General features: G+C 72.4%; 15 protein-coding genes. 8 read left to right on the top strand and 7 right to left on the bottom strand.

Annotation, left to right across the window (positions count from 1 at the left end; translation table 11 throughout):
* Positions 1–46: 46 nt before the first annotated feature.
* Both FB467_RS13695 and FB467_RS13690 read right to left on the bottom strand, forming a co-directional pair.
* Complete coding sequence (locus FB467_RS13695) at positions 47–4921, bottom strand: Lhr family ATP-dependent helicase (RefSeq protein WP_141785595.1); 4875 nt, start codon at positions 4919–4921, stop codon at positions 47–49.
* A gap of 39 nt (positions 4922–4960) precedes the next feature.
* The gene (locus FB467_RS13690) at positions 4961–5179 is read right to left on the bottom strand and encodes a hypothetical protein (protein WP_141785594.1); all 219 of its coding nucleotides are present in this window, start codon (positions 5177–5179) and stop codon (positions 4961–4963) included.
* A 72-nt stretch (positions 5180–5251) separates the two neighbouring features.
* Between FB467_RS13690 and FB467_RS13685 the strand changes: the two genes are divergently transcribed.
* The 7 genes from FB467_RS13685 to FB467_RS13655 all read left to right on the top strand — a co-directional run bounded on the left by FB467_RS13685 (position 5252) and on the right by FB467_RS13655 (position 15320).
* The gene (locus FB467_RS13685; RefSeq protein WP_141785593.1) at positions 5252–6172 is read left to right on the top strand and encodes an AEC family transporter; all 921 of its coding nucleotides are present in this window, start codon (positions 5252–5254) and stop codon (positions 6170–6172) included.
* Positions 6173–6224: 52 nt separating this feature from the next.
* The gene (locus FB467_RS13680) at positions 6225–6449 is read left to right on the top strand and encodes a DUF3046 domain-containing protein (RefSeq protein WP_141785592.1); all 225 of its coding nucleotides are present in this window, start codon (positions 6225–6227) and stop codon (positions 6447–6449) included.
* Between the two features lie 85 nt (positions 6450–6534).
* The gene (locus tag FB467_RS13675) at positions 6535–7290 is read left to right on the top strand and encodes an alpha/beta fold hydrolase (protein ID WP_141785591.1); all 756 of its coding nucleotides are present in this window, start codon (positions 6535–6537) and stop codon (positions 7288–7290) included.
* 10 nt (positions 7291–7300) lie between these two features.
* On the top strand, positions 7301–8635 hold the full coding sequence (locus FB467_RS13670; RefSeq protein ID WP_228393191.1) for a cytochrome P450: 1335 nt from the start codon (positions 7301–7303) through the stop codon (positions 8633–8635).
* Positions 8636–8699: 64 nt separating this feature from the next.
* A complete protein-coding gene (locus FB467_RS13665; protein WP_141785590.1) occupies positions 8700–10769 on the top strand; it encodes an ABC transporter transmembrane domain-containing protein in 2070 nt (689 codons plus the stop codon).
* Positions 10766–12712 (top strand): ABC transporter ATP-binding protein, encoded by a 1947-nt coding sequence (locus FB467_RS13660; protein ID WP_141785589.1) that lies wholly within the window; start codon positions 10766–10768, stop codon positions 12710–12712. The genes FB467_RS13665 and FB467_RS13660 overlap by 4 nt, the downstream gene beginning before the upstream one ends.
* 718 nt (positions 12713–13430) lie before the next feature.
* Entirely contained in the window at positions 13431–15320 is a 1890-nt protein-coding gene (locus FB467_RS13655) for an HNH endonuclease signature motif containing protein (protein ID WP_141785588.1), read from the top strand.
* 117 nt (positions 15321–15437) lie between these two features.
* On the opposite strand, the gene FB467_RS13650 is transcribed toward FB467_RS13655, so the two are convergent.
* From FB467_RS13650 to FB467_RS13630, 5 genes are all read right to left on the bottom strand, one after another.
* A complete protein-coding gene (locus FB467_RS13650) occupies positions 15438–16268 on the bottom strand; it encodes an enoyl-CoA hydratase family protein (protein ID WP_141785587.1) in 831 nt (276 codons plus the stop codon).
* A gap of 3 nt (positions 16269–16271) precedes the next feature.
* Positions 16272–17522, bottom strand: a complete 1251-nt coding sequence (locus FB467_RS13645; protein ID WP_228393189.1) for an acyl-CoA dehydrogenase family protein — start codon at positions 17520–17522, stop codon at positions 16272–16274.
* Positions 17519–19942, bottom strand: a complete 2424-nt coding sequence (locus FB467_RS13640) for a bifunctional salicylyl-CoA 5-hydroxylase/oxidoreductase (RefSeq protein ID WP_141785586.1) — start codon at positions 19940–19942, stop codon at positions 17519–17521. The genes FB467_RS13645 and FB467_RS13640 overlap by 4 nt, the downstream gene beginning before the upstream one ends.
* A 100-nt stretch (positions 19943–20042) precedes the next feature.
* Positions 20043–20447, bottom strand: coding sequence for an acyl-CoA thioesterase (locus FB467_RS13635; protein ID WP_141785585.1), 405 nt, complete (start codon positions 20445–20447; stop codon positions 20043–20045).
* A complete protein-coding gene (locus FB467_RS13630; protein ID WP_280525443.1) occupies positions 20444–22090 on the bottom strand; it encodes an AMP-binding protein in 1647 nt (548 codons plus the stop codon). Before FB467_RS13630 ends, FB467_RS13635 begins: the two co-directional genes overlap by 4 nt.
* Positions 22091–22173: 83 nt before the next feature.
* Between FB467_RS13630 and FB467_RS13625 the strand changes: the two genes are divergently transcribed.
* On the top strand, positions 22174–23013 hold the full coding sequence (locus FB467_RS13625) for a PaaX family transcriptional regulator (RefSeq protein ID WP_228393187.1): 840 nt from the start codon (positions 22174–22176) through the stop codon (positions 23011–23013).
* The last annotated feature ends 16 nt before the right edge of the window (positions 23014–23029 follow it).

Raw genomic sequence — 23029 nt, 5'->3', positions numbered from 1 at the left:
CCATGGTGGACCGGACCGGCCGGGGGTCCGACGCCGAGTGGGCCGTCTAACGGCGCAGCCGCAGACCCTGTGGGGCCGTGTGGAACCCGTGCTCCTGGAGGGCCCCGGCCAGGGGGTGCTCCGAGGACAGGGCGGGGTCGCCATCGACCTTGGTGATGGTCAGCGACGCCAGGCGGCCGCGCCGGACCTGCTCGGCGAGCACTCGGGCCACCTCGGAGGAGATCTCCGGGTCCGCGGTGAAGGTCAGGGCAGTGCGGCCGCCCCGCTCGAGGTAGAGCGCGAGGCGGCCGTCCACGAGCACCACGATCGCCCCGGCCTTGCGACCCGGCCGGTGCGTGGCGTCGCCGCCGTCGCCCGCGCGGTCCGGCCACGGCACGGAGGCCCCGTAGGGGTTGGCCGGGTCGGTCGCGGCGAGGACCAGGACCGTGGACGACTCCGAACTATCGCGGCTCCCCACCTCGTGGCTCCCCGCCTCGTGCTGCGCGGTCAGCCGGAGCCGGTCGATCGCCCCGGTGGCGCCGAACTGGGCGGCGCCCAGGTGCTCGACGAAGTAGCCGCGGCGCACCCGGCCGGCCTCCTCGGCGGTTGCGAGCACCCGGTAGACCCCGGCATACCCGCCGGGGGTGCCCTCGTTGACCACGCTGCCGCGGGTGAGCACGCCGTAGCGGTCGAGCAGTTGCTCGGCGGTCGCGAGCGCGCGGGCGGTGCTGTCCGGCTCGAGGAGGGGGAGGGCGGACCACCGGCCGGCGCCGGTCGGCGGACCCGACCGGGTCGGGACCGCGGGCCGTCCCGGTCGGGAGGCGAGGGCCACCGACGAGCGGGTCCACCGGGTCGAGCGGGCACCGGACCGGCGGGACCGGTGGGCGCTCCTGCCCCCGCCCAGCAGGGCACGGACCGGGGCCAGGGTGTCGCCGGTGACCCGTCCGGCCCAGACCAGTTCCCACAGGCTGTGCAGCACGGTGGCGTCGTCGAGGCCGCCGTCGAGGGGGTCGCCCGCCGACTCCCGGGCGCTGCGCACGGACGCGGCCAGCGCGTCGGAGAGTCCCCGGAAGAAGTACGCCCCACCGGGGGCGAGCAGGTCGACCAGGTGCTGGCCCGTGTCGTCGCCCACGGGGGCCGGGTCGGCCAGGGTCAGTGGTGCCGTGTCGGCCAGGTGCAGGGAGATCCACCCGTCGTCGCCGGGGATCGGCCCGTGTCCCTGCCACACGACCTCGCCGGCGGTCATCAGCTCGTCGAGCATCCCGGGCGCGTAGTCCACGACCCGTGCGGGCAGCACCAGGGACTCCAGCGCGCTCGCGGGCAGCCGTGCGCCGGCGAGCTGCTCCACGGCGCGGTGCACCCCGTCCACGCCGCGCAGCGCGCCCACCGACTGCCAGGTGGGCAGGAACCGGGCGTAGGCCTGCTGGGTGACCGGCTCGACCTCCTGCCGCAGCGCCGCCAGCGACCGCCGGCGCAGCATCCGCAGCACCTCGGCGTCGCACAGGTCCGGTGCGGAGGAACCCCCGGAGGGATGACCGCCCTCGGCGTCGTGGTCAGGCCGCAGGCGCCCCTCGACCAGGCGACCGGCTGACACCAGGCGGCGGACCGCGTCGCCGGCGACGGCGCTGCCCAGCCCGAGCCGGCCGGCCAGCTCCTCGAGGGTGAACGGCGTGTGCGTGCGGGCGTACCGCACGACCAGGTCACCCAGCGGATCCTCGACCGGCTCCAGGAAGGTCGCCGCCACCCCTGGCGGCAGCGCCACCCCGAGGGCGTCCCGCAACCGGGCGGCGTCCTGCGCGTCGGCCCAGCGGGCCTCACCGGCGATCCGGACCTCGATGACCTGTCGCCGCTCCTGCAGGTCGGTCAGCCAGGCGTCGACGGCCGACCGGTGCTCCTCCTGGGTCCGCTGCGCGATCTCGGGCGGGGTCAGGGGCCCCAGCGTGCGCACCAGGTCCAGCACGTCCTGGGCGTCGCGGGCGGCCCGTTCGGGGACCAGCCGCTGCAGCTCGGCCCCGGTGCGGGCGACCACCTCCGGGTCGAGCAGGTCGGCCAGCGACGCGCCCTCTCCGCGACCGAGCAGCTCGGCCAGCAGGATGGGGTCCAGGGACAGCGCGGCTGCCCGGCGCTCGGCCAGCGGCGAGTCGCCCTCGTAGAGGTACTGCGCGACGTAGCCCAGCAGGAGCGACCGGGCGAACGGCGAGGCGGTGCTCGTCTCCACCGAGACCATCCGCACGGAGCGGTCCGCCAGCTGCCGCATCAGGGCGGTGAGCGCCTCGACGTCGTAGACGTCCTGCACGCACTCGCGGACCGCCTCGAGCACGATCGGGAACGAGGGATACCGGGCGGCCACCTCCAGCAGTTGGGCGGACCGCTGCCGCTGCTGCCAGAGCGGTTGCCGCCGGTCGGGCCGTCGCCGGGGCAGGAGCAGCGCCCGCGCGGCGCACTCCCGGAACCGGGCGGCGAACAGGGCGGACCCGCCGATCTCCGTGGTGACCAGGTCGTGTACCTCGGCGGGATCGAGGGTGAGTAACTTGGCCAGGTCACGGTCCAGGGCGCTCGCGTCCTCCAGCTCGGGCAGCCGCAGGACGATCCCGTCGTCGGCCGCCATGGCCTGCACGTCGGTGCCGTAGCGTTCCCGCATCCGGGCGCCCAGGCACAGCGCCCACGGGGCGTGCACGGGGGTGCCGTAGGGGGAGTGGATCACGACCCGCCAGTCGCCGACCTCGTCCCTGAAGCGCTCGACCACGATGGTCCGGTCGTCCGGCACCTGGCCGGTCGCCTCCTGCTGCTCGGCGACGTAGTGCACCAGGTTGTCGACGGCCCAGTCGTCGAGCCCGGCCGTATGCAGTCGCTCGCGGACCCGTGGCTCGCTCCCCCCGGCCACCTCCCGGACGAAGGCGCCCACCGCGGCGCCCAGCTCGGCGGGACGCCCCAGGCTGTCGCCCTTCCAGAACGGCAACCGCCCGACCTGGCCGGGGGCCGGCGTCACCCGGACCTGGTCGTGGGTGATCTCCTCGATCCGCCAGGACGACGTCCCGAGGGTGAATACGTCGCCGACCCGCGACTCGTAGACCATCTCCTCGTCCAGCTCGCCCACCCGGCGGCCGGGGCCGTCGCCCGTGGCGAGCATCACGGCATACAGCCCCCGGTCGGGGATCGTGCCGCCGCTGGTGACCGCGAGGAGCTGGGCCCCGCGACGGGCGGACAGCGTGTCGGTGATCCGGTCCCACACCAACCGTGGACGCAGGTCGGCGAAGTCCTCACCCGGGTAGCGACCGGCCAGCATGTCGAGGGTGGCCTCCAGCAGCGGCCGGGGCAGCGAGGCGAACGGCGCCGACCGGCGGACCAGGGCATACAGCTCCTCGACCGTCCAGTCGTCCATCGCGACCATCGCGACCACCTGCTGGGCGAGCACGTCCAACGGGTTGGTCGGCACCGCGAGCCGCTCGATCAGGCCGGCCCGCATCCGGTCGACGACGACGGCCGTCTGCACGAGGTCACCCCGGTGCTTGGGGAAGAGCACGCCCCGGGACACCGCACCCACCTGGTGCCCGGCCCGTCCCACCCGCTGCAGACCACTGGCCACGCTCGGTGGCGACTCGACCTGGACGACGAGGTCGATGGCGCCCATGTCGATCCCCAGCTCGAGGGAACTGGTCGCCACGACGGCCGGCAGCCGCCCCCCTTTGAGGGCGTCCTCGATCTCGGCCCGGTGCTCCTTGCTGACCGAGCCGTGGTGGGCCCGCGCCAGTACCGAGGGGGCACCCCGGGACGCGCCCGCCTGGCCCATCACCTGCGCAGGAGGCCTGCCTCCCTCGGTGACCGCGGTCGCGCCCGCGGTCGCATCCGCGGCCTCCTCGGCGGTCTCCTCGGCGATTTCGTTGAGCCGGGAGGTGAGGCGTTCGGCCAGGCGCCGGGAGTTGGCGAAGACCAGGGTGGAGGAGTGGTCGGCCACCAGGTCGGCGATCCGGTGCTCGACGTGCGGCCACACCGAGGCCCGTTCCTGCGGGTCCTGCGCCGGGGCCCATGCCGCGAAGTCGTCGCCGTCCAGGTCCGGCAGCACCGGTCCGACACCTTCCTGCCACGGCTCGTCCTCCTCCACGGGCGGCTCGACGGGCTGGTCACTTTCCGCCTCGGCTGGCGGCTGGCCGGGGGCTCCCGTGGCCATGGCTCCCGGGTCCGTCAGGTCGGGCACCGGGACGACGACCTGGAGGTCCCACTGCTTCGCCGAGGGTGGCTGGACGATGCTGACCGGTCGGCCGCCGGTCAGGAACCGGCCGACCTCCTCGACCGGGCGCACGGTGGCGGACAACCCGATCCGCTGGGCGGGCTCGAGCAGCAGGGCGTCGAGCCGGTCCAGGGTCACGGCCAGGTGCGCCCCGCGCTTGGTGCCGGCGACGGCGTGCACCTCGTCGACGATCACCGTCTCGACCGCTGCCAATGCCTCGCGGGCGCGGGAGGTGAGCAGGAGGAAGAGCGACTCCGGAGTGGTGATGAGCACGTCCGCGCCGTCCTTGGCGAACGCGCGCCGCTCGTTCGCCGGGGTGTCCCCGGAGCGCATCGCGACCCGGACGTCGGGGACCTGCTGGCCCAGCCGTCTCGCGGCGTGCCGGATGCCGACCAGCGGCGAGCGCAGGTTGCGCTCCACGTCGACGGCCAGCGCCTTCAGCGGGGAGACGTAGACGACCCGGCACCGGGCCAGGTCGGGCTCGCGGGGGGTGGTGCAGATCCGGTCCAGCGCCCACAGGAAGGCCGAGAGCGTCTTGCCGGACCCGGTCGGGGCCACCACCAGGGTGTGCTGCCCCGCCGAGATCGCATCCCAGGCACCGGCCTGGGCGGTGGTCGGCCCCGCGAAGGAGGCGTCGAACCAGGCACGTGTCGCGGGTGAGAAGCGGCGCAGCGCGTCGTGTGCCGCCTCCGGACCCCCGCCACTCTCACTCACCCGGTCAGCCTGTCACGGCCGACCGACAGAGCCGGATGTTCAGCCGCGGTTGTCCTCCCGCTGCGGCACCAGCCGCGGCTTGCTCGGCTGGACGACCTCGTTGCCGTAGGCGCCGGTGACCGGCGGCGGCACGGGGCGCTCCATGTCCCGCAGTTCGTGGTGCTTGGTGCGGTGCGGGGGCTGCCACACCTTGGCGTGCACCAGCAGCTTCTGCCACCAGACCAGGTCGTCATAACCGCGCGTGTCCTTGGCTCCCACTGGTTCCTCCGTCGAGTCTCGTTGTCCGGGCCCGGTGACATCATCTCACTCCCGGACCGCGATACTGCCCCCGTGGGTGCCGTGGTGCAGGGCTTCGGGCTGATCGGCGTGGTCGTCGCCGTCGGGTGGCTCGTCGCGCACCTCGGCCTGTTCGGCGAGACCGAGCAGCGGATCCTGGCCCAGCTCACCTTCCGGATCGGCTCACCCGCGCTGCTCTTCATCGTGGTCTCGCGCGCCGAGACGGCCGTGTTGTTCTCCGGCTACCTGGCGGCCACCATCAGTGGGGTGGTGCTGACCAGCGCCACCTACATCCTCGTGGCGCGGTTGGTCTGGAAGCGTGACCCGACGCACCTGTTCATGGGCGGGATGGTCGTCTCCTACGTGAACGCCAACAACCTGGGCCTGCCGATCGCCGCCTACGTCCTGGGGGACGCCTCGCTCGCCGCGCCGATCCTGCTCTTCCAGCTGCTGGTGCTGCAGCCGTTCTGGCTGGCGGGGCTCGACGTGTCCGGGGGAGGGCGGGCCTCCGTCCTCCGTATGCTGGGGCGCCCCTTCACCAACCCGCTCACCGTCGCCTCGCTCCTCGGTCTGGGGGTGGGGCTGGCCGACATCCGGCTGCCCGGCTTCGTGATCGACCCGATCGAGCTCATCTCCGGGATCGCGATCCCGTCCATGCTGTTGGCCTTCGGTATCTCGTTGCGGCTCTCCCCGCGTCCGGGGGCCGGCGGCACCGCGCCAGAGTTGGCGTTCGTGGTGCTCTCCAAACTAGGCCTCATGCCGCTGTTCACCGCCCTCGTCGGGCACTTCGTGCTGGGCCTGGGGCACGCCGAGCTGACGGCAGCCACCGTGATCGCCGCACTGCCCACCGCGCAGAACGTCTTCATCCTCGCCGTCGCCTACGGACGTGCCGTCCGGATCGCCCGCGACGGCGTCTTCCTGACCACCGTGCTCGCGATGCCGGCGATGCTGGTCACCGTCTGGTTGCTCGGGTGACGGTGCGCCACCAGACGCCGTACCGTTGCACCGTGGAGAACGGGTGGTGGGCATGCGGTTGAGTGAGTTCTGGCAGCTGATGGACCAGGAGTTCGGCCCCGCGTATGCCCGGACCCTGGCCGCCGGCCACGCCCTGCACGCCCTCGGCGACCGGACCGTGCTGCAGGCGGTCGAGGACGGCGTCCCGGTCCGCACCGTCTGGACGACGCTGTGCGACGACCTGCAGGTGCCGGAGGAACGGCGGTTCCTGGCCGACCGCAAGCGCAGGGGAGCCTGAGGGGAGAGGTCCAGGCGGGAGCGGCAGGCGCTGTCGGGCCCACCCGGCATACTGGGCCCGAAGTACTCGACGAGGAGGAACCAGCATGGGTGAGGTCAAGCGGGTCGGCACGGGGGAGCATGCGGTGCTCTGCCTGCACGGGTGGTTCGGGGCGGCCGACGGGTGGGGCTACCTGCCCGAAGTGGTCGACGGCGACACCTACACCTACTACTTCCCGGAGATGCGCGGTTACGGCGCCCGCCAGGGCGAGACCGGGGAGTTCACCATGCAGGAGTACGCCGCCGACGCGTTGGCCGCGGCCGACGAGCTGGGTCTGGACCGGTTCTCCGTGGTGGGCCACTCGATGGGCGGCAAGGCCGCGGCGTCCCTGTTGCAGCAGGCGGGCGACCGGGTGCGTGCCCTAATCGGGATCAGCCCCGTGTCCGCCGCGCCGCTGCCCCTGGACGAGGACGGCCAGGGCCTGTTCTTCGGCGCCCCCGACGACCCGGCGAAGCGGCGCGCGATCATCGACTTCACGACCGGCAACCGCAACTCCGGCGCCTGGCTGGACTCGATGCGGGACTTCTCCACCAGCACCGCCGACGTGGCGGCCTTCGCCGGCGCCGTCCAGTCCTGGGTCAACGACGACTACACGGCCGGCATCGGCAGCCCCACCACGCCCATCGCGGTCATCGTGGGGGAGCACGACCCCGCGCTGTCGGCCGAGGCGATGCGGCAGACCTGGCAGCAGCAGTATGACGGTGTCGAGCTGGTCGAGCTGCCCGCGTGCGGTCACTACGCGATGCACGAGGTCCCGGTCGCGCTCGCCACCGCGATCGAGGCGTTCCTGGCCGACAAGTGAGCGCCGGGCAGTGAGTGCGTCGGCCGGCGTCCGCGTGGCCGCCGAGGGCACCTCGGTGGTGCACGACCCGGGGACGTATGTCGAGGGGGCGCCCCTGGAGGTGCTCGCCCGGCTCCGTGAGACGGACCCGGGTGTGGTGTGGGTCGAGGAACCACCCGGCCCGGGCTTCCCCGGTGGGCCGGGCTACTGGCTGGTGCTGCGGCATGCGGACGTGCAGTCGGTCCTGAAGGACCCGGCGACCTTCTCCTCGCACACCGGCGCGACCCAGGTGCGTGACCCGGCCAAGCCCGAGGACCTCGCCTACGTGCAGCGGATGATGCTCAACCAGGACCCGCCGGAGCACACCCGGCTGCGGCGGCCGCTGCAGCGTTCGTTCAGCGCGCGGGCGGTGACCCGGTTGGAGGAGCAGATCGCCGGGCACGTGAGCGCGATCGTGGACCGGGCGCTGACCGGGCCGGGGCAGGAGCTGGACTTCGCCAAGGACGTGGCCGCCGACCTGCCGCTGCTCACCCTGGCCGACGTGCTCGGGGTGCCTCCCCAGGACCGGATGCTGCTCTTCGACTGGTCCAACCGGGTGATCGGCTTCCAGGACCCCGACTACGCCACGAGCGCGGCCTTCGACCCGGCGGCCGGCACCGACCTGGCCCGGGAGGCGCTCGCCGTCCGGCCCGAGCCCGACGCCGAGGGCCGGATGCCGGACCCGCGGTCGCGGGAGGGGATGCCGGACCTCTACCGCTATGCCCACCTGCTCGGGGAACGCAAGCAGCAGGACCCCGGCGACGACGTCATGTCGATCATGCTCGGCCAGGCCGACGCGATCAGCGTCGAGGAGTTCGAGAACATGTTCTGGCTGTTCGCGGTGGCCGGCAACGAGACGCTGCGCAACGGTCTGCCCGGCGGGATGCACGCCCTGCTCACCCACCCGGACACGCAACGGCTGCTGCGGGCCGAACCAGACCGCATACCGGCCGCCGTGGAGGAGATGCTGCGCTGGTGGACCCCGGTCATGGTGTTCCGGCGCACCGCGACCCGGGACACCGTCGTCGGCGACCAGCCCGTCGCGGCCGGGGACAAGGTGGTGGTGAGCTTCCTGTCCGCCAACCGCGACCCGCGGGTGTTCGAGCGCCCGGAGGACTTCGACGTGACCCGGGAGGCGCGGGACCACCTGGTGTTCGGCCACGGGCCACACTTCTGCCTCGGGGCGCACCTGGCCCGGGTGCAGATGCGCACCATGTTCACGGGGCTGCTGGCCCGGACCTCCTGGCTCGAACCAGCCGGCGCGCCGGCGCTGCTCCGGTCCTCCTTCCAGCGCGGGATCAAGCGGTTGCCGATCCGCTGGACCTGAGCCCCCTGGGCTCGGGGAAAACCGGTAGGCCGCAGCGGTGGTGGCCACTTAGTCTTGGCGGGCTATGCATGACTTCCCACCCACCATCTCGGCATACACCGAGGGGGCCTCGCAACGCCCTGACACCCGATCACCGAACCGCTTCCTGTGGTGGCTGATCCGGCAGCAGGGCGATCTCGTGCTGGTCGCCACCGTGACGATGCTGTTCTGGGTGCTGCCCACCGCGCTGACCCCGTGGATCTTCGGCCGGGTCATCGACGACGGCATCCTGGCCGGCGACCCCTCCGTGGTGGCCGGTTTCGCCGGGCTGCTCCTGGTCGTCACCCTGCTCGGCGCGCTCTCGGGCGTGGTCTCGCACACCGTGATCGTGCGGTCCTGGCTGATCGCCGGCTACGGCACCACCCGGCTGGTCGGCAACAAGGCGGTGCAGCTCGGGCACGTGCTGACCCGCCGCAGCCCGACCGGTGAGGTGCTCAGCATCTCCGGCAGCGACGGGGACCAGTTCGGTGGCTTCCTGGAGATCTTTGCCCGCTCGCTCGGGAACCTGGTCGCCTACCTGCTGGTGGCCACCATCGTGCTGCAGATCAACCTCCAGTTGGGCCTCGTCGTGCTGCTGGTCGCCCCGCTGCTCGTGCTGGTCAGCGCGCCGCTGCTGCGTCCCTTGAGCAACGCCCAGATGCGGGAACGGTCCCGGGACTCGACGCTGACCTCCAAGGCGACCGACATCGTCGGTGGGCTGCGCATCCTGCGCGGGATCGGCGGCGAGCGGATCTTCGGCGACGGGTATGCCGCGTCCTCCCAGCGGGTCCGCGCCGCGGGTGTGCAGGCGGGCGCCTGGACTGCCCTGGTCGAGGCGGTGGGGGTGCTGCTCTCGGGGCTCTTCGTGGTGGCCCTGATGTGGTTGGGGGTGCGCCAGGTGCAGTCCGGCGCGCTCCGGGTCGGGGAGCTGGTGACCTTCCTCGGCTATGCCCTCTTCCTGGTCCAGCCGATCCGCACCTTCTTCGAGTTCGCCCAGAAGTACACCCGCACCCGGGTCTCGGCCCGCAAGGCGGTCGGCGTGCTCGGTCAGCCGGCCCCGTGGCCCGTGGCGTCCGACACTGCCCCGGTCCCGGCCGAGCCGTCGCGCGCCGGGGCCGACCGGGAGTGGGTCGGCGAGCTGTATGACGAGGCGTCGGGCCTGCGGGTCCGCCCGGGCCGGTTGACCATGGTGGTCAGCGGCCGGCCCGACGACAGCGCCGCCCTGGCCGACCGGCTGGGCCGCTACCTGCCCGGCGACACCGAGCCGGTGCCGCTGGACGGCGGGGAGGAGATCGGCGCCGGCCGGGCCTCCCGCAGGGCGATGGCCGAGGCCGAGAAACAGCGTCGTGCCCTGCACGCACGGGACCTGGAACGGGCCCGGGGCAGCTGGGGCGTGACCCTCGACGGCGTCGACCTCGCCGACCTGCCGATCACCGAGGTGCGTCGTGCCGTCCTGGTCAGCGACACCGGGGCGCACGTGTTCGCCGGGACGCTGCAGGAGGCCATCGACCCGCACGGCCGGCTCGACCGGGAGGACGCCGAGCAGGCGCTGCACGCGGCCGCCGCCGAGGACGTCTACGACGTGCTCCCCGGCGGGTGGCAGGGCGTGCTGGAGGAGCGTGGCCGTGGACTCTCCGGAGGCCAGCGCCAGCGACTCGTGCTGGCACGTGCCCTGGCGACCGACGTCGGCGTCCTGGTGCTCGTCGAGCCGACCTCGGCGGTGGACGCCCACACCGAGGCCGTGATCGCGCAGCGGTTGCCGCGGGCCAGGTCCGGACGCACCACCGTGGTGATGACCGCCTCGCCGCTGATGCTGCACCAGGCCGACGAGGTGGCCCTGCTCGAGGACGGCGTAGTGACCGAGACCGGCACCCACGCGGAGCTGGCCCGGCGCAGTGCGGCCTACCGCCGCGTGGTGCTGCGGGGCGAGGAGTCCGCGGAGGACGCGGAGGACACCGCACCGCTGCCCGGCGCGGCCGAGGTGGCCGGACCGGAGGATCCGGCCGGCGCCACCGTGGCCGGGCCGGAAGGTGCGGCCGACGCTCCCGAGGGCCGCGACGGGGACACACGCCCCGGCATGGAACTGGCAGACATGGTGGAGAGGAGGCACCGATGAGCACGAGCACCGACCTGAACCGGTCAGTCCTGGCCGATTCGCCGAACACCTGGCGGGAGCGCTCGGATCGCCCGCCGGCGATACCCGACACCCTCAGGCCCCCGGTCGGCGCCAGCCTCACCGAGCGCCAGCGCGCGCTCTGGCAACGACACGGCATACGGCGGGAACGGGCGCAGGCCCACATGGCCCAGGCGTTCGACCCCGAACGGGGCCTCCCGGTGGCCCGCAGCCGCACCGTCCTGGCTTTCCTCGGCGGACTGCTGCGTCGTCGCGGCCTGTTGGTCGTGCTGGTCGTCCTCGCCAACGCGCTGACGGCCGTCGCCGGCCTCGCCGTGCCGATGCTGTTGGGCCGGTTGGTCGACGAGGCGGCCGCGGACGGCATCGACCTGGCCGAGGCGACCACCGGTCTGGTCCTCCTGGTGACCGTTGTGTTGGTCACCCAGGCCGTGATGATGTTCCTGGCCCGGTGGAGCGGCGCGCTGCTGGGGCAGGGCGTGCTGGCCGAGGCCCGCGAATACGTGATCAGGGCGGTGCTCCGCCTGCCGCTGGGGCGGGTGGAGAACGCCAGCACCGGCGACCTGGTGACCCGGGTGACCCGCGACGTCGGGGCGATGAGCCGCAGCGTCCGGTTCGCCATCCCGGAGTTCATCATCGGCACCATCACGGTCCTGCTCACGCTGGTCGCGATGGCCGTCAACAGCTGGTTCCTGACCCTGCCGGTCCTGGTGCTGCTCTCGCTCGCGGTCATCCAGGTCCGGCGCTACCTGCGGGAGGCGCCCGCGGGGTACCTCACCGAGGGCGCGACCTACTCGCAGATCAACACCACCCTCACCGAGACCGTCGAGGGCGTCCGCACCGTCGAAGCACTCGGCCTGCAGCCGGTCCGCCGGGCGGCCGCCGGCGATGACATCGAGGTGTCCGCGCAGGCGGAGCGCTACGGGCTGACCCTGCGCAACCTGCTGTTCGGGGTGATGGACACCGCGTTCAGCCTGCCCCGCGTGGTGACCCTGGTCCTCGGGGCGTGGGGGTACGGGCAGGGCTGGTTGACCCTCGGCCAGATCACCGCCGCGATGCTGTATGTCGAGCAGTTCTACGCCCCGTTCGACCGCCTGGTCGGCACCATCGACGAGCTGCAGGTCGGCGTCGCCTCGACGACCCGGTTGCTCGGCATCGCCGAGGTCCCGGCCGGCCGCACCCCCGGGACGGCGCTGCCCTCCGGCCGTGACCTGCGCGGTCAGGACCTGCGCTATGCCTACCGCGAGGACCACGACGTCCTGCACGGGATCGACCTGGAGCTGCAGCCCGGCGAGCGGTTGGCCATCGTCGGGCCCTCTGGGTCCGGCAAGTCCACCCTGGGCCGCCTCCTCGGGGGCATCCATGCCCCGCGGACTGGTTCGGTCCAGGTCGGCGGCGTCGAGCTCACCGAGCTGCCGCTGCAGGCGCTCCGGGCCGAGGTGGCGCTGGTGACCCAGGAGCACCACGTGTTCCGCGGGAGCGTGCGGGACAACGTGGTGCTGGCGCGGGACGGTGCTCCGGACGAGGAGGTCGTGCGGGCCCTGCGGACGGTGGATGCCTGGGACTGGGTGTCGGCCCTGCCGGAGGGTCTGGACACCGAGCTGGGCTCGGGCAACCTGGTGCTGACCCCGGCGCAGGCGCAGCAGGTCGCGCTGGCCCGGTTGATCCTGGCGGACCCGCACACCCTCGTCCTGGACGAGGCGACCTCGCTGATCGACCCGCGGACCGCGCGGCACCTCGAGGGGTCGATGAGCGCGCTGCTCACCGGCCGCACCGTCGTCGCCATCGCCCACCGGTTGCACACCGCCCACGACGCCGACCGGATCGCGGTCGTGATCGATGGTCGGATCGCGGAGCTGGGCAGCCACGACGAACTGCTCGCCGCGGATGGTGAGTACGCCTCGTTGTGGCGGGCGTGGACCTCCTAGCCAGGTGCTGAGCGTCTGAGACCGGGCCCGGGTCGGGCCCGGTCTCAGGCGGCGGCCCGGGGCTGGAATCGGTGCGGCGAGGTCGGGTGATGCCGCCTGGTGTTCGCTGGTGTTCGGTGGTGTTTGTGCAGGTCAGCGGCTCTGTCGGTGGCGCGCTCTAGGGTGAAGGCATCGAGTTGGTCCGATGGTCCCAGCAGGTTGTGGGGGAGGGCCGGAGTGCGTTCCAAAGGGGGTGCGTGTGATGAGTGGTCGGGGAGAGGGTTCGGCCGGGGCGGGCTACGCAGCCGCGGTATGGGGCCCCTGCACCGCCGCCCAGGTATCCATGCTCGGCACCGGCTTCCACGCAGACTTGGGGGCACTCGCGGAGTCCCTCGCCGGGCGCGGTCCGCAGTCAGGTCCGGACGCTCGGCGAAACCTCCGAGCCAGTGAGCGGGCTGCTCTCGCCTGGCTCGACCGGCTCGAGGCAGGCGAGCCAGAAGTTGTGGCCACAGTTGCCCAACGGCTCGAGACGGCTGGGCCCCGGGTCACGGACACATCCTCCCCACCAGCAGGCGTGGGGACGGGGCCGGTGGCTCCTGGCCCGGCCCATGGCGACACCGGGGGTGGTCCCCGCGGCCGGCTGGCGGCGGCCCTCGACGAATGTGGGTTCCCCGAGCACGTGAGGGAGCACCTGACGGCTGTCGTGCCTGCGCTGCGGGGCGGCGGGGCAGGTCAACCCGTGCGAGGCGCCCGACCGGGCGATGCCGAGCTGATGGGAGCGGTCGAGGGGCTCATCGTGCTGCAGCGCTGGGCGGACGCCAAGCTGGCGGAGGTCCTGGTCGACGTGACGGAGGCGACCGGCGAGGAGTTGCTCGCCCGTGAGGGCCTCAGCGGCCCCGACGAGATGTCCAAGACCGCGCGCAGCAGGTGGCGTGCGCAGACCAAGTCCATCGTCGCGCACGAGCTGCAGATCGCGACCGGGTGGGGCATCCAGGACTGCCACGACCGGGTGGGCTTTGCCATCGGCCCGAAGCTGGCGACCGCGGTGCCGTGGCGGGCGTGGGAGAGCGGTGAGGTGCAGTGGAACCAGGTGCGTGCCTGGTGGTCCACCTGCCGGGAGATGCCGGTCGAGGTGGCTGCGCAGGTAGCCACCAGGACGTTCGGACCGGACAGCGACCGGGTCGAGTCAGCCCGGAACGGCAACATCGATCCGGACGACATGGCCAGGGCCGGGTTCGGCGAGACCAAGGACGCCCTCGCGCGCCTCGTGGCGGCACTCCTCGGGGAGGACCCGAAGGAGGCCCGCAAGAAGCGCGAGGGCGCAGTCGCCCGCCGGGGTGCGTCTGCCGAAGTGGTGGGTGACGGGACGGGGAGTCTGACGGTTACCGGCCGCACCACGTCGGTGGTCGCGGCGATGGACCGGATCGACCGCGTCGCACGGGCGCTGCGCGCCGCCGGTGATGCGCGCACCCTCGCCCAGCTGAGGTCCGACATCGCGCTGTCCCTGTTGCTGCACGGCACGACCTCGCCGGCACCGGCTACGGACGCTGGCGGGAAGGGCTCTGTCACAGGGGAAGAGACGTCTTCGGCGAGCACGGGTGAGGAAGCCGCCCCCGCGGCCGACCACGACGGTCGCCCTCCGCCGGGGCCACGCGCGGACGGTGACGTTCTCGAAGGGCTCGACGAGGGGATGGCACGGATCCTGTCCGGCACCCCACGGGTGAACCTCGAGGTGATCGTCCCCCTCGACGCCCTCGTCAACGCCGACTCGGCCGGGGTCGGGATGATCCCCGGGCACGGCTACCTCTCCGCCGAGGAGCTCCGAGAGGTCGCATCATCCGCCGGCGGGGTGCTGCACCGGCTGGTGACCGATCCGGTCGACGGCCGATTGGTCGAGCGGACGTCGACGACCTACCGACCGGATGCCGCGCTGAGGAAAACGATCAACGCCGCAGACGTGTTCTGCAGGGCACCCGGGTGCCTGGTGCCGGCGGCGAACTGCGACTTCGACCACGAGGTGCCCTATGCCCAGGGCGGACCGACGAGCGAGCGCAACGGTGACCTCAAACACGATCCTCACCACCAGTTGAAGACCTGGGACGTGTGGCGGACCGTCCTCGATGCGACGCGACGAGTGACCTGGACGACCCTGTTCGGTCGCTGCTACACCACGAGAGCATTCGACTACCGGCTGCTCACGGAGCCGTGGACGACGTCCGCCAGGGCCGGAACCGACGCCGACTCGACCTCGGACACCGGCTCGGCCACGGGCAACGGCTCGGCCACGGGCGGTGGCGGCCCCGACCCGCTGGCGGAGGCCAGGGAGCGGTGGGCCCAGGCGGTGGGTGGCGATGCGGACCTCCAGGACCGCCTCATCTACGCGGCCCTGGCGCATCGCGGGCCGGGGGACCGTCTGGCAGGTTCCGACGACTACCCGGACCCGGAGGCCCGAGAGATCGGTATCGGCTGGCTGCACCACCAGGCCCCGATCCAGCTCCGGCACCAGACCCGTCGGGGGCAGCGGCGCAAGGGACCGGCCTCGGACCAGCCGACCCCCGAGGACATCCTGGGGATCACGCAGGAGCAGGCCGGACCCGGGGTACCCGGGGACGAACCCCCGCCATTCTGAGTCGTTCTGCTCGCGCCCGACCCATCTGAGTCGCTCGGCTCACGCTCCCGCCCTTCTGAGTCCGTTCCGTCCGCGCTCCCGCCCGGCTGATGCCCGGGCGCTGGGGAATCCGAGGACTTAGCGCCCCTGCCAGTCGGGCTTGCGGCCCTCGTTGAAGGCGGCGTGGAACTCGGCGTGGTCGGCCGAGGTCATCAGGAGCGCCTGGGTCATCGCATCCAGCTCCATGGCCGAGCCGATCGGCATGTCGAGTTCGCGGGTGATCAACGACTTGGTCTGGGCGTAGGCCAGCGTCGGACCGGAGGCGAGACGACCGGCCAGCGCGGCGACCTCCTCGTCGAGCGTCTCGTTGGTCACCAGCTTGCTGACCAGCCCGTAGCGATCGGCCGTCTCGGCATCGATCGTGTCGCCCAGCATCAGGAGCTGCGTCGCCCGGCCGTAGCCGACGGCGCGGGGGAGCAGGTACGCCGCGCCCATGTCCCCGCCGGAGAGCCCGACCTTGGTGAACAGGAACGCGAACCGTCCCGTCTCGGTGACGATCCGGAAGTCCGAGGCCAGCGCCAGGACGGACCCGGCTCCTGCCGCGATGCCCTGGATGGCGGCGATGATCGGCACGGGGCACTCCCGCATCGCCCGGATCACCTCGCCGGTCATCCGGGTGAACCCGATCAGGTCCTTGGCGTCCATCTGGATCAGTTCGCCGATGATCTCGTTGACGTCGCCGCCGGCGCAGAAGGCCTTGCCCTCACCACGCAGCACGAGCACTTTGATGTCCTCCCGGTGGGGGATCTCGTGGAGCAGATCGCGCAGGTCGGCATAGCTCTCGAAGGTGAGGGGGTTCAGCTTCTCGGGTCGGTTGAGGGTGACCGTGGCCACCCCGTCCTCGACGGAGAAGTCGAAGTTGTCCCACTGCTCGGTCAGGGCGGCTGAGGACCGGTACCTGTTGGTCACGAACTACTCCTTGGTCGGGTGGCCAGGCCGGGCCTGGTGTTGCTTGATCAGGTGGCGGGCGATGATCGTGCGCTGGACCTCGGAGGCACCCTCGTAGATCCGGGGGGCGCGCACGTCGCGGTAGAGGTGCTCGAGGGCGTGTCCGCGCTGCAGCGCCCGCGCACCGTGCAGCTGGACCGCCTGGTCGACGACCCACTGGGCGTTCTCGGTGGCGAACAGCTTGGCCATCGCGGCCATCGCCGAGACCTCCCGGGGCGGCAGCCCGTCGTCGTATGCCCGGGCCGCCCGGTGCACCAGGAGCCGTGCCGCGTCGGTGCGGGTCGCCATCTCGGCCAGCGTGTGCTGCACCGCCTGCTGGTCACTGAGCAGCCCGCCGTAGATCTGCCGGGTCGTCGCCCAGTCCAGGGCGTGCTCCAGGGCGGCCTGCGACATACCGACGGCGAAGGCCCCGACGCTGGGCCGGAACAGGTCTAAGGTGCGCATCGCCACGGCGAAGCCCCCGCCCACCTCACCGAGCAGCTGCTCCGGGCCGACCCGGACCCCGTCGAAGTCCAATCGGCCGATCGCGTGCGGGGAGAGCATGTCGAGGGGCTCGCCGGACAGCCCGGGGGAGGTGCCGTCGACGACGTATGCGGTGACCCCCTTCGCGCCGGCGTCGGGGTCGGTGCGGGCGAAGACGGTGTAGACGTCGGCGTCCGGCGCGTTGGAGATCCAGGTCTTCGTGCCGTGCAGGGTCCATCCGTCCCCGTCCGGCCGGGCCTCCAGCGCCAGGGCGGCCGCGTCGGAGCCGGCATCCGGCTCGGAGAGGGCGAAGGCCGCGACGACCTCGCCGGAGACGACGCCGGGGATCCACCGTTCGACCTGCTCGGGAAGGGCCGACTGCAGGATGGGGTAGCTGCCCAACCCCTGCAGCGCCAGGGCGGTCTCGGCGGCGGTGTCGACCCGAGCCAGCGACTCGCGCAGGAGGCACAGTTGCAGGGCCGCGGCGTCGGACGGGACCGCGGTATCGGAGGGAGCCGCGGTATCGGAGGGGGCCGCAGCATCGGAGGGAGCCCCGTCCGCCTCCCCGCCGAACAGTTTGCGCAGCAGCCCGGCCCGGCCGAGGGCGGCCACGAGGCCGCGGTCGACCCGACCATCGGCGTGGTCGGCGTCAGACCGCTCCGCGGCCAGGGACGCCGCGACGTCGTCGACCTCGGCGACGAAGGCCTGCTCGGCCTCGGACAGGGCGGCGGTCTCCCGGACGGGGCGGGTCACCGGACGGCCCCCTCGAGGTTGGTCGACGCAGACTCCGGACCTGACTCCGGACCTGACTCCGGACGCCACCGAGCGTGGCGGGTGGTGGGCTCGCCCTCCCGCACCAGGTCCAGGCGTGGCTTCGGCCCGTCGGTGCGTCCGGTCTGGGGCCGACGGCGCCCGGCCTGCCAGGGGAGCGGCCAACTGACACCGGGTCCGGTGTAGTCCTGCTCCGCGGCGGCGTGCAGCGTCCAGTTGGGGTCGTACAGGTGGACCCGCCCCAGGGCGCACAGGTCGGCCCGGCCGGCCAGGATCAGCGAGTTCACGTCGTCCCAGGAGGAGATGACGCCGACCGCGATGGTCGGGACCCCCGTCCGGTTGCGGATCGCGTCGGCGAAGGGGGTCTGGTAGGAGCGACCGAAGGCGGGCTGCTCGTCCGGGGTGACCTGCCCGGTGGACACGTCGACGGCCGCAGCGCCGGCGTCACTGAAGGCCTGGGCGATGAGCACGGCGTCGTCGGTGTCGATGCCACCCTCCACCCAGTCGCTCGCCGAGATGCGCACCGTCATCGGCTTGTCGGCCGGCCAGACCTCGCGGACCGCGGCGAAGACCTCGAGCGGGTAGCGCAACCGGGCGGCCAGGTCGCCGCCGTACTCGTCGGTGCGGTGGTTGGTGACCGGGGAGATGAAGCTGGAGAGCAGGTACCCGTGGGCGCAGTGCAGCTCCAGCAGGTCGAAGCCGGCCTCGTCGGCGTGCCGGGCGGCGGTCACGAACTCCTCGCGGATCGTGTCCATCTGCTCGGTGGTCAGCTCCTGCGGGACCTGGTTCACCCCCTCCTGGTAGGGCAGCGGGGAGGGCGCGACCACGGGCCAGTTGCCCTCGGGCAGCGGTTGGTCGATGCCCTCCCACATCAACTTGGTCGAGCCCTTGCGGCCCGAGTGGCCCAGCTGTGCCCCGATCTTGGCCGGCGACTGGGCGTGCACGAAGTCGGTGATCCGGCGCCAGGCGGCGACCTGCTCCTCGTTCCACAGGCCGGTGCAGCCGGGGGTGATCCGGCCAGTGGGGGAGACGCAGACCATCTCGGTCATCACCAGCCCGGCGCCGCCCATCGCCTTCCCGCCCAGGTGTGCCAGGTGGAAGTCCTCGGGCACCCCGTCGGTCGCCCGGTACATGTCCATCGCGGAGACCACGACCCGGTTCACCAGGTCCAGCCCGCCGAGTCGGTAGGGCGTGAACATCGGGGGCGTGCCCTGGGCGACGGGGACCCCCAGGTCGCTGGACACCCGCTCGGTGAACCAGTCCTCGATGCCGGCGACGAACTCGGGGTCGCGCACCCGCAGGTTGTCGTGGGTCACCCGGCGGCTGCGCGTCATGATGTTGAATGCGAACTGCTCGGGGTCCTGGTGGGTGTACTGCCCCAGGTTCTCGAACCACTCCAGGCTGGCCTGCGCCGCCCGCTGGGTCGACTCCACGACCGGCTTGCGCTCCTCCTCGTAGGCGGCCAGCGCCGTGTCCAGGTCGGGGTGCTCGTGCAGGCAGGCCGCCAGGGCCAGGGAGTCCTCCATGGCGAGCTTGGTGCCCGAGCCGATCGAGAAGTGTGCGGTGTGGGCGGCGTCGCCCAGGATCACGATGTTGCCGTGCCGCCAGGTCTGGTTGCGGATCGTGGTGAAGCCGATCCACCGGGAGTTGTTGGCCATCACCCCGTGCCCGTCGAGCACGTCGGCAAAGAGCTCCTTGACCGCTTCGATCGACTCCTCGTCCGACTCACCGGGGACCCACAGCCGGTCCGCGTTCGCGTCGAAGCCGGCGGCACGCCATACGTCCTCGTGCATCTCCACGATGAAGGTGCTGCCGTGCGCGTCAAAGGGGTAGCCGTGGATCTGCATCACGCCGTGCGGGGTCTCGCGCACGTAGAACTTGAAGGCGTCGAAGACCTTGTCCGTGCCCAGCCACATGTACTTGCAGGCGCGCGCGTCCATCGTGGGACGGAACGTGTCGGCGAACCGGCGACGCACGGCGGAGTTCAGTCCGTCCGCGGCGAGCACCAGGTCGTGGGTCGCGGCGAGCTCCTCGACGTCGGGTGCCTCGGTGCGGAAGTGGAGCTCGACGCCGAGCTCGCGGCACCGGGCCTGCAGGATCTGCAGCAGCCGCTTGCGGCTCATCGCGGCGAAGCCGTTGCCGCCGGAGGTGAACACCCGGTCGCGATAGTGCACGTCGATGTCGTCCCACCGGGCGAACTCGCGCTCCATCTGCCGGTAGATCTCGGGGTCGGCCAGCTCGATCCCGCCGAGCGTCTCGTCGGAGAAGACCACGCCGAAGCCGAACGTGTCGTCCTCGGCGTTGCGCTCCCACACGGTGATCTCGTGGGTCGGGTCCAGCTGCTTGGCGAGCGCGGCGAAGTAGAGGCCGCCGGGCCCACCACCGATGACTGCCATCCGCACGGGGTTCCTCCAGGGCTCGGGTTCGGTCTCGATCAGGGTATGTTGTCCATTGAACGACCGGCAACAGATCGACATGTATGCCGTCAGTCGGGTCCGCCGGTCAGCCGCCGGGTGCGCCCCCGAGACGTCGGGCGAGGTCGGCCGGCCAGGGCGCGCTCGCGCCGGTCCCGGGATCCACCAGCACGCAGGTCATCGCGCCCCGTGCGGCCGGCCCGTGACCGGCCCGGGTGACCTCGAAGCCGTAGCGCAGCGAGCTCGTGCCCACCTTGTCGACCCACAGGTCGACCAGCGCGGTGTCCCGGAAGTAGAGCCGGTCCAGGTAGTCCACCTCGTACCGGACCCGGGGGACCGTCGGCGTCAGGTCCGGGGCCCCGACCCGGCGGAGCAGCTCGGCCTCGGCCGCCTCGGCCCAGCGGATCACGCTGGAGTGGTGGTAGTGGCCGGCGGCGTCGGTGTCGATCCAGTCCACCTGCCGCTCGATCCGGACGGCGGGCCCGCGGGTCATCGGCGCGGGCCGTCGGGTTCGCGCAACCGGTAGCGCTGCACCTTGCCGGTGGAGGTGCGGGGCAGCGCCTCCACGAACTCGACCCGGCGCGGGTACTTGTAGGGGGCGATCTGGGCCTTGGCGTGGTCCTGCAGCTCCTTGCGGACGGCGTCGGCGTCCTGGGCCGCGGCCGCGGCGGCCTCCTCGGTCAGCACCACGTGGGCGGAGACGACCGCGCCCCGGTCGGGGTCCGGCATACCGACCACGGCGACCTCGAGCACCGAGGGGTGGGCCATCAGGGCCTCCTCGACCTCGGGGGCGGCGATGTTGTAGCCCGAGGAGACGATCATGTCGTCGCTGCGGGCCTGGTACCAGAAGTAGCCGTCCTCGTCCCTGACGAAGGTGTCGCCGGTGACATTCCAGCCGTCCTGGACGTAGACAGCCTGCCGTTCGTCGGCCAGGTAGCGGCAGCCGGTCGGGCCCTTGACGGCGAGTCGACCGGGGGTGCCGTCGGGGGCGGGCTGGCCCATCGCGTCCAGGATCATCGCCTGGTAGCCGGGGACCGGACGGCCGGTCGCGCCGGGCCGGATGTCCCCGTCGGCGGCGGAGATGAAGATGTGCAGCATCTCGGTCGAGCCGATGCCGTCGATGATCGCCAGGCCGGTCTGCTCCCGGAACGCCTCCCAGGTGCTGGCCGGCAGGTGCTCCCCGGCGGACACGGCACGGCGCAGGCCCCGCAGCTGGGGCGCCTTGCCCGCCGCGAGCATCGCGCGGTATGCCGTGGGGGCGGTGAAGCACACGGTCACCCCGTGCTCCTGGATCAGGTCGGCGAGGTCGGCCGGGGTGGTCTTCTCGATCAGCAGGCTGGAGGCCCCGACCCGCATCGGGAAGACCACCAGGCCGCCCAGGCCGAAGGTGAAGGCCAGCGGCGGTGTGCCGGTGAAGACGTCGTCGGCGACCGGCTTGAGCACCTCGGCGGAGAAGGTGTCCGCGTTGGCCAGGATGTCGCGGTGGAAGTGCATCGTGGCCTTGGGCTTGCCGGTGGTGCCCGAGGTGAAGGCCAGGGTGCAGACGTCGTCGGCGGCGGTGTCGACCGGCTCGAAGGTCGCGGACTTGTCGGCCACCCGGGCGGCCAGGTCGGCAGCGCCCTCCCCGGCATACTCCACGATCCGCAGTTCGGGGATGCCCGCCGCCTCCAGGTCCGCGACGAACCGGTGGTCGCACAGGGCCAGGTCGAACCGGCCGATCTCGCCCATCACCTGCAGCTCGCGCGGGCGCAGCAGCGGCATCGTGGGGATCACCACGGCGCCGGCGCGCAGCACGGCGAACCAGCAGGCGACCAGCCAGGGGTTGTTGGGCCCCCGGAGCATGACCCGGTTGCCCGGCACGATGCCGAGGTCGTCGACCAGGTGGTTGGCGATCCGGTTGGCCGAGTCGAGCAGCTCCTGGTAGGTCCAGCGTTCGCCCGCCGGGGTCAGCAGGCAGGTCCGGTCCCCGCCGTGCTCCTCGATCACCTTGTCGAGCAGCTCGACCGCGCAGTTGAGGCGCTCGGGATACTGCACGCCGGGGATGTCGAAGCGGAACTCGGGCCACTGGTCCTGGGGTGGGAGGTTGTCCCGACAGAAGGTGTCGACGTGGGCGGAGCGGGACAGCTGCATGCGCATGGCCTCTTCGAGTCGGCGTCGGGGACTCCTCCTAGTATGCTTCGCAAGTTACGACAGTCAAGAGTTCGCGATAGGAGCGGCTGGTGTCGGACCTCGACGATGAAGGCGGCCCCGGGACCGCGGTGCGCCCCCGCGCGCACATCGTGACGATCTACGGACTCTTCGCCCGCGAGGTCGGCGGTTGGCTGTCGGTGAGTTCGCTGATCCGGCTGATGGGACGCCTCGGCGTCGACGAACCGGCCGTGCGCTCCTCGATCTCCCGGCTGAAGCGGCGCGGCCTGTTGGAGGCGGAGCGCCGCGACAACCTGGCCGGCTACGCCCTGTCGACGTATGCCCGGGACGTGTTGACCGAGGGCGACCAGCGGATCTTCGGGCGGACCCGCGCGACCCTGGACGACGGGTGGGTGCTGGCGGTGTTCAGCGTGCCCGAGTCCGAGCGTCAGAAGCGGCACACCCTGCGCTCCCGGTTGACCTGGCTCGGCTACGGCACCGTGGGACCCGGCGTGTGGATCGCCCCCGGCCACCTGGCCGAGGAGACCCGGTCCGTCCTGGAGCGGCTGGAGCTCGCCGAGTATGTCGACCTGTTCCACGCCGACTACCTGGGCTTCCGTGACATGGCGGGGGAGGCGGCCACCTGGTGGGACCTGGACGGACTGGACGTGCTCTACCGCGACTTCAACGACACCTTCGCGCCGGTGCTGGCCCGGTGGGAGGCGGCGACGGGCGACCCCGACGAGGGGCAGGCCTTCGCCGACCACGTGGCGGTGGTGACCACCTGGCGGCGGCTGCCGTTCCTGGACCCCGGTCTGGCGCCCGAACTGCTACCCACCGACTGGACGGGTGTCACAGCCGCGGAGACCTTCCACCGGCTCCACGCCCGCCTGCACGAGCCGGCCCAGCGCTTCGTCTCCTCGCTCACCTGAGGCCTGCGCGGGTCAG

This window comes from Ornithinicoccus hortensis, from assembly GCF_006716185.1.
In the GTDB taxonomy this organism is placed as follows: Bacteria; Actinomycetota; Actinomycetes; order Actinomycetales; family Dermatophilaceae; genus Ornithinicoccus; species Ornithinicoccus hortensis.
This window is presented reverse-complemented; position numbering and strand designations above follow the sequence as displayed.

Bases quoted from the DNA above. Each gene is read 5' to 3' on its own strand.
- FB467_RS13680 (WP_141785592.1), top strand. From the start codon at position 6,225: ATGCGGTTGAGTGAGTTCTGGCAGCTGATGGACCAGGAGTTCGGCCCC.
- FB467_RS13675 (WP_141785591.1), top strand. From the start codon at position 6,535: ATGGGTGAGGTCAAGCGGGTCGGCACGGGGGAGCATGCGGTGCTCTGC.
- FB467_RS13665 (WP_141785590.1), top strand. From the start codon at position 8,700: ATGCATGACTTCCCACCCACCATCTCGGCATACACCGAGGGGGCCTCG.
- FB467_RS13660 (WP_141785589.1), top strand. From the start codon at position 10,766: ATGAGCACGAGCACCGACCTGAACCGGTCAGTCCTGGCCGATTCGCCG.
- FB467_RS13635 (WP_141785585.1), bottom strand. From the start codon at position 20,447: ATGACCCGCGGGCCCGCCGTCCGGATCGAGCGGCAGGTGGACTGGATC.
- FB467_RS13630 (WP_280525443.1), bottom strand. From the start codon at position 22,090: ATGCGCATGCAGCTGTCCCGCTCCGCCCACGTCGACACCTTCTGTCGG.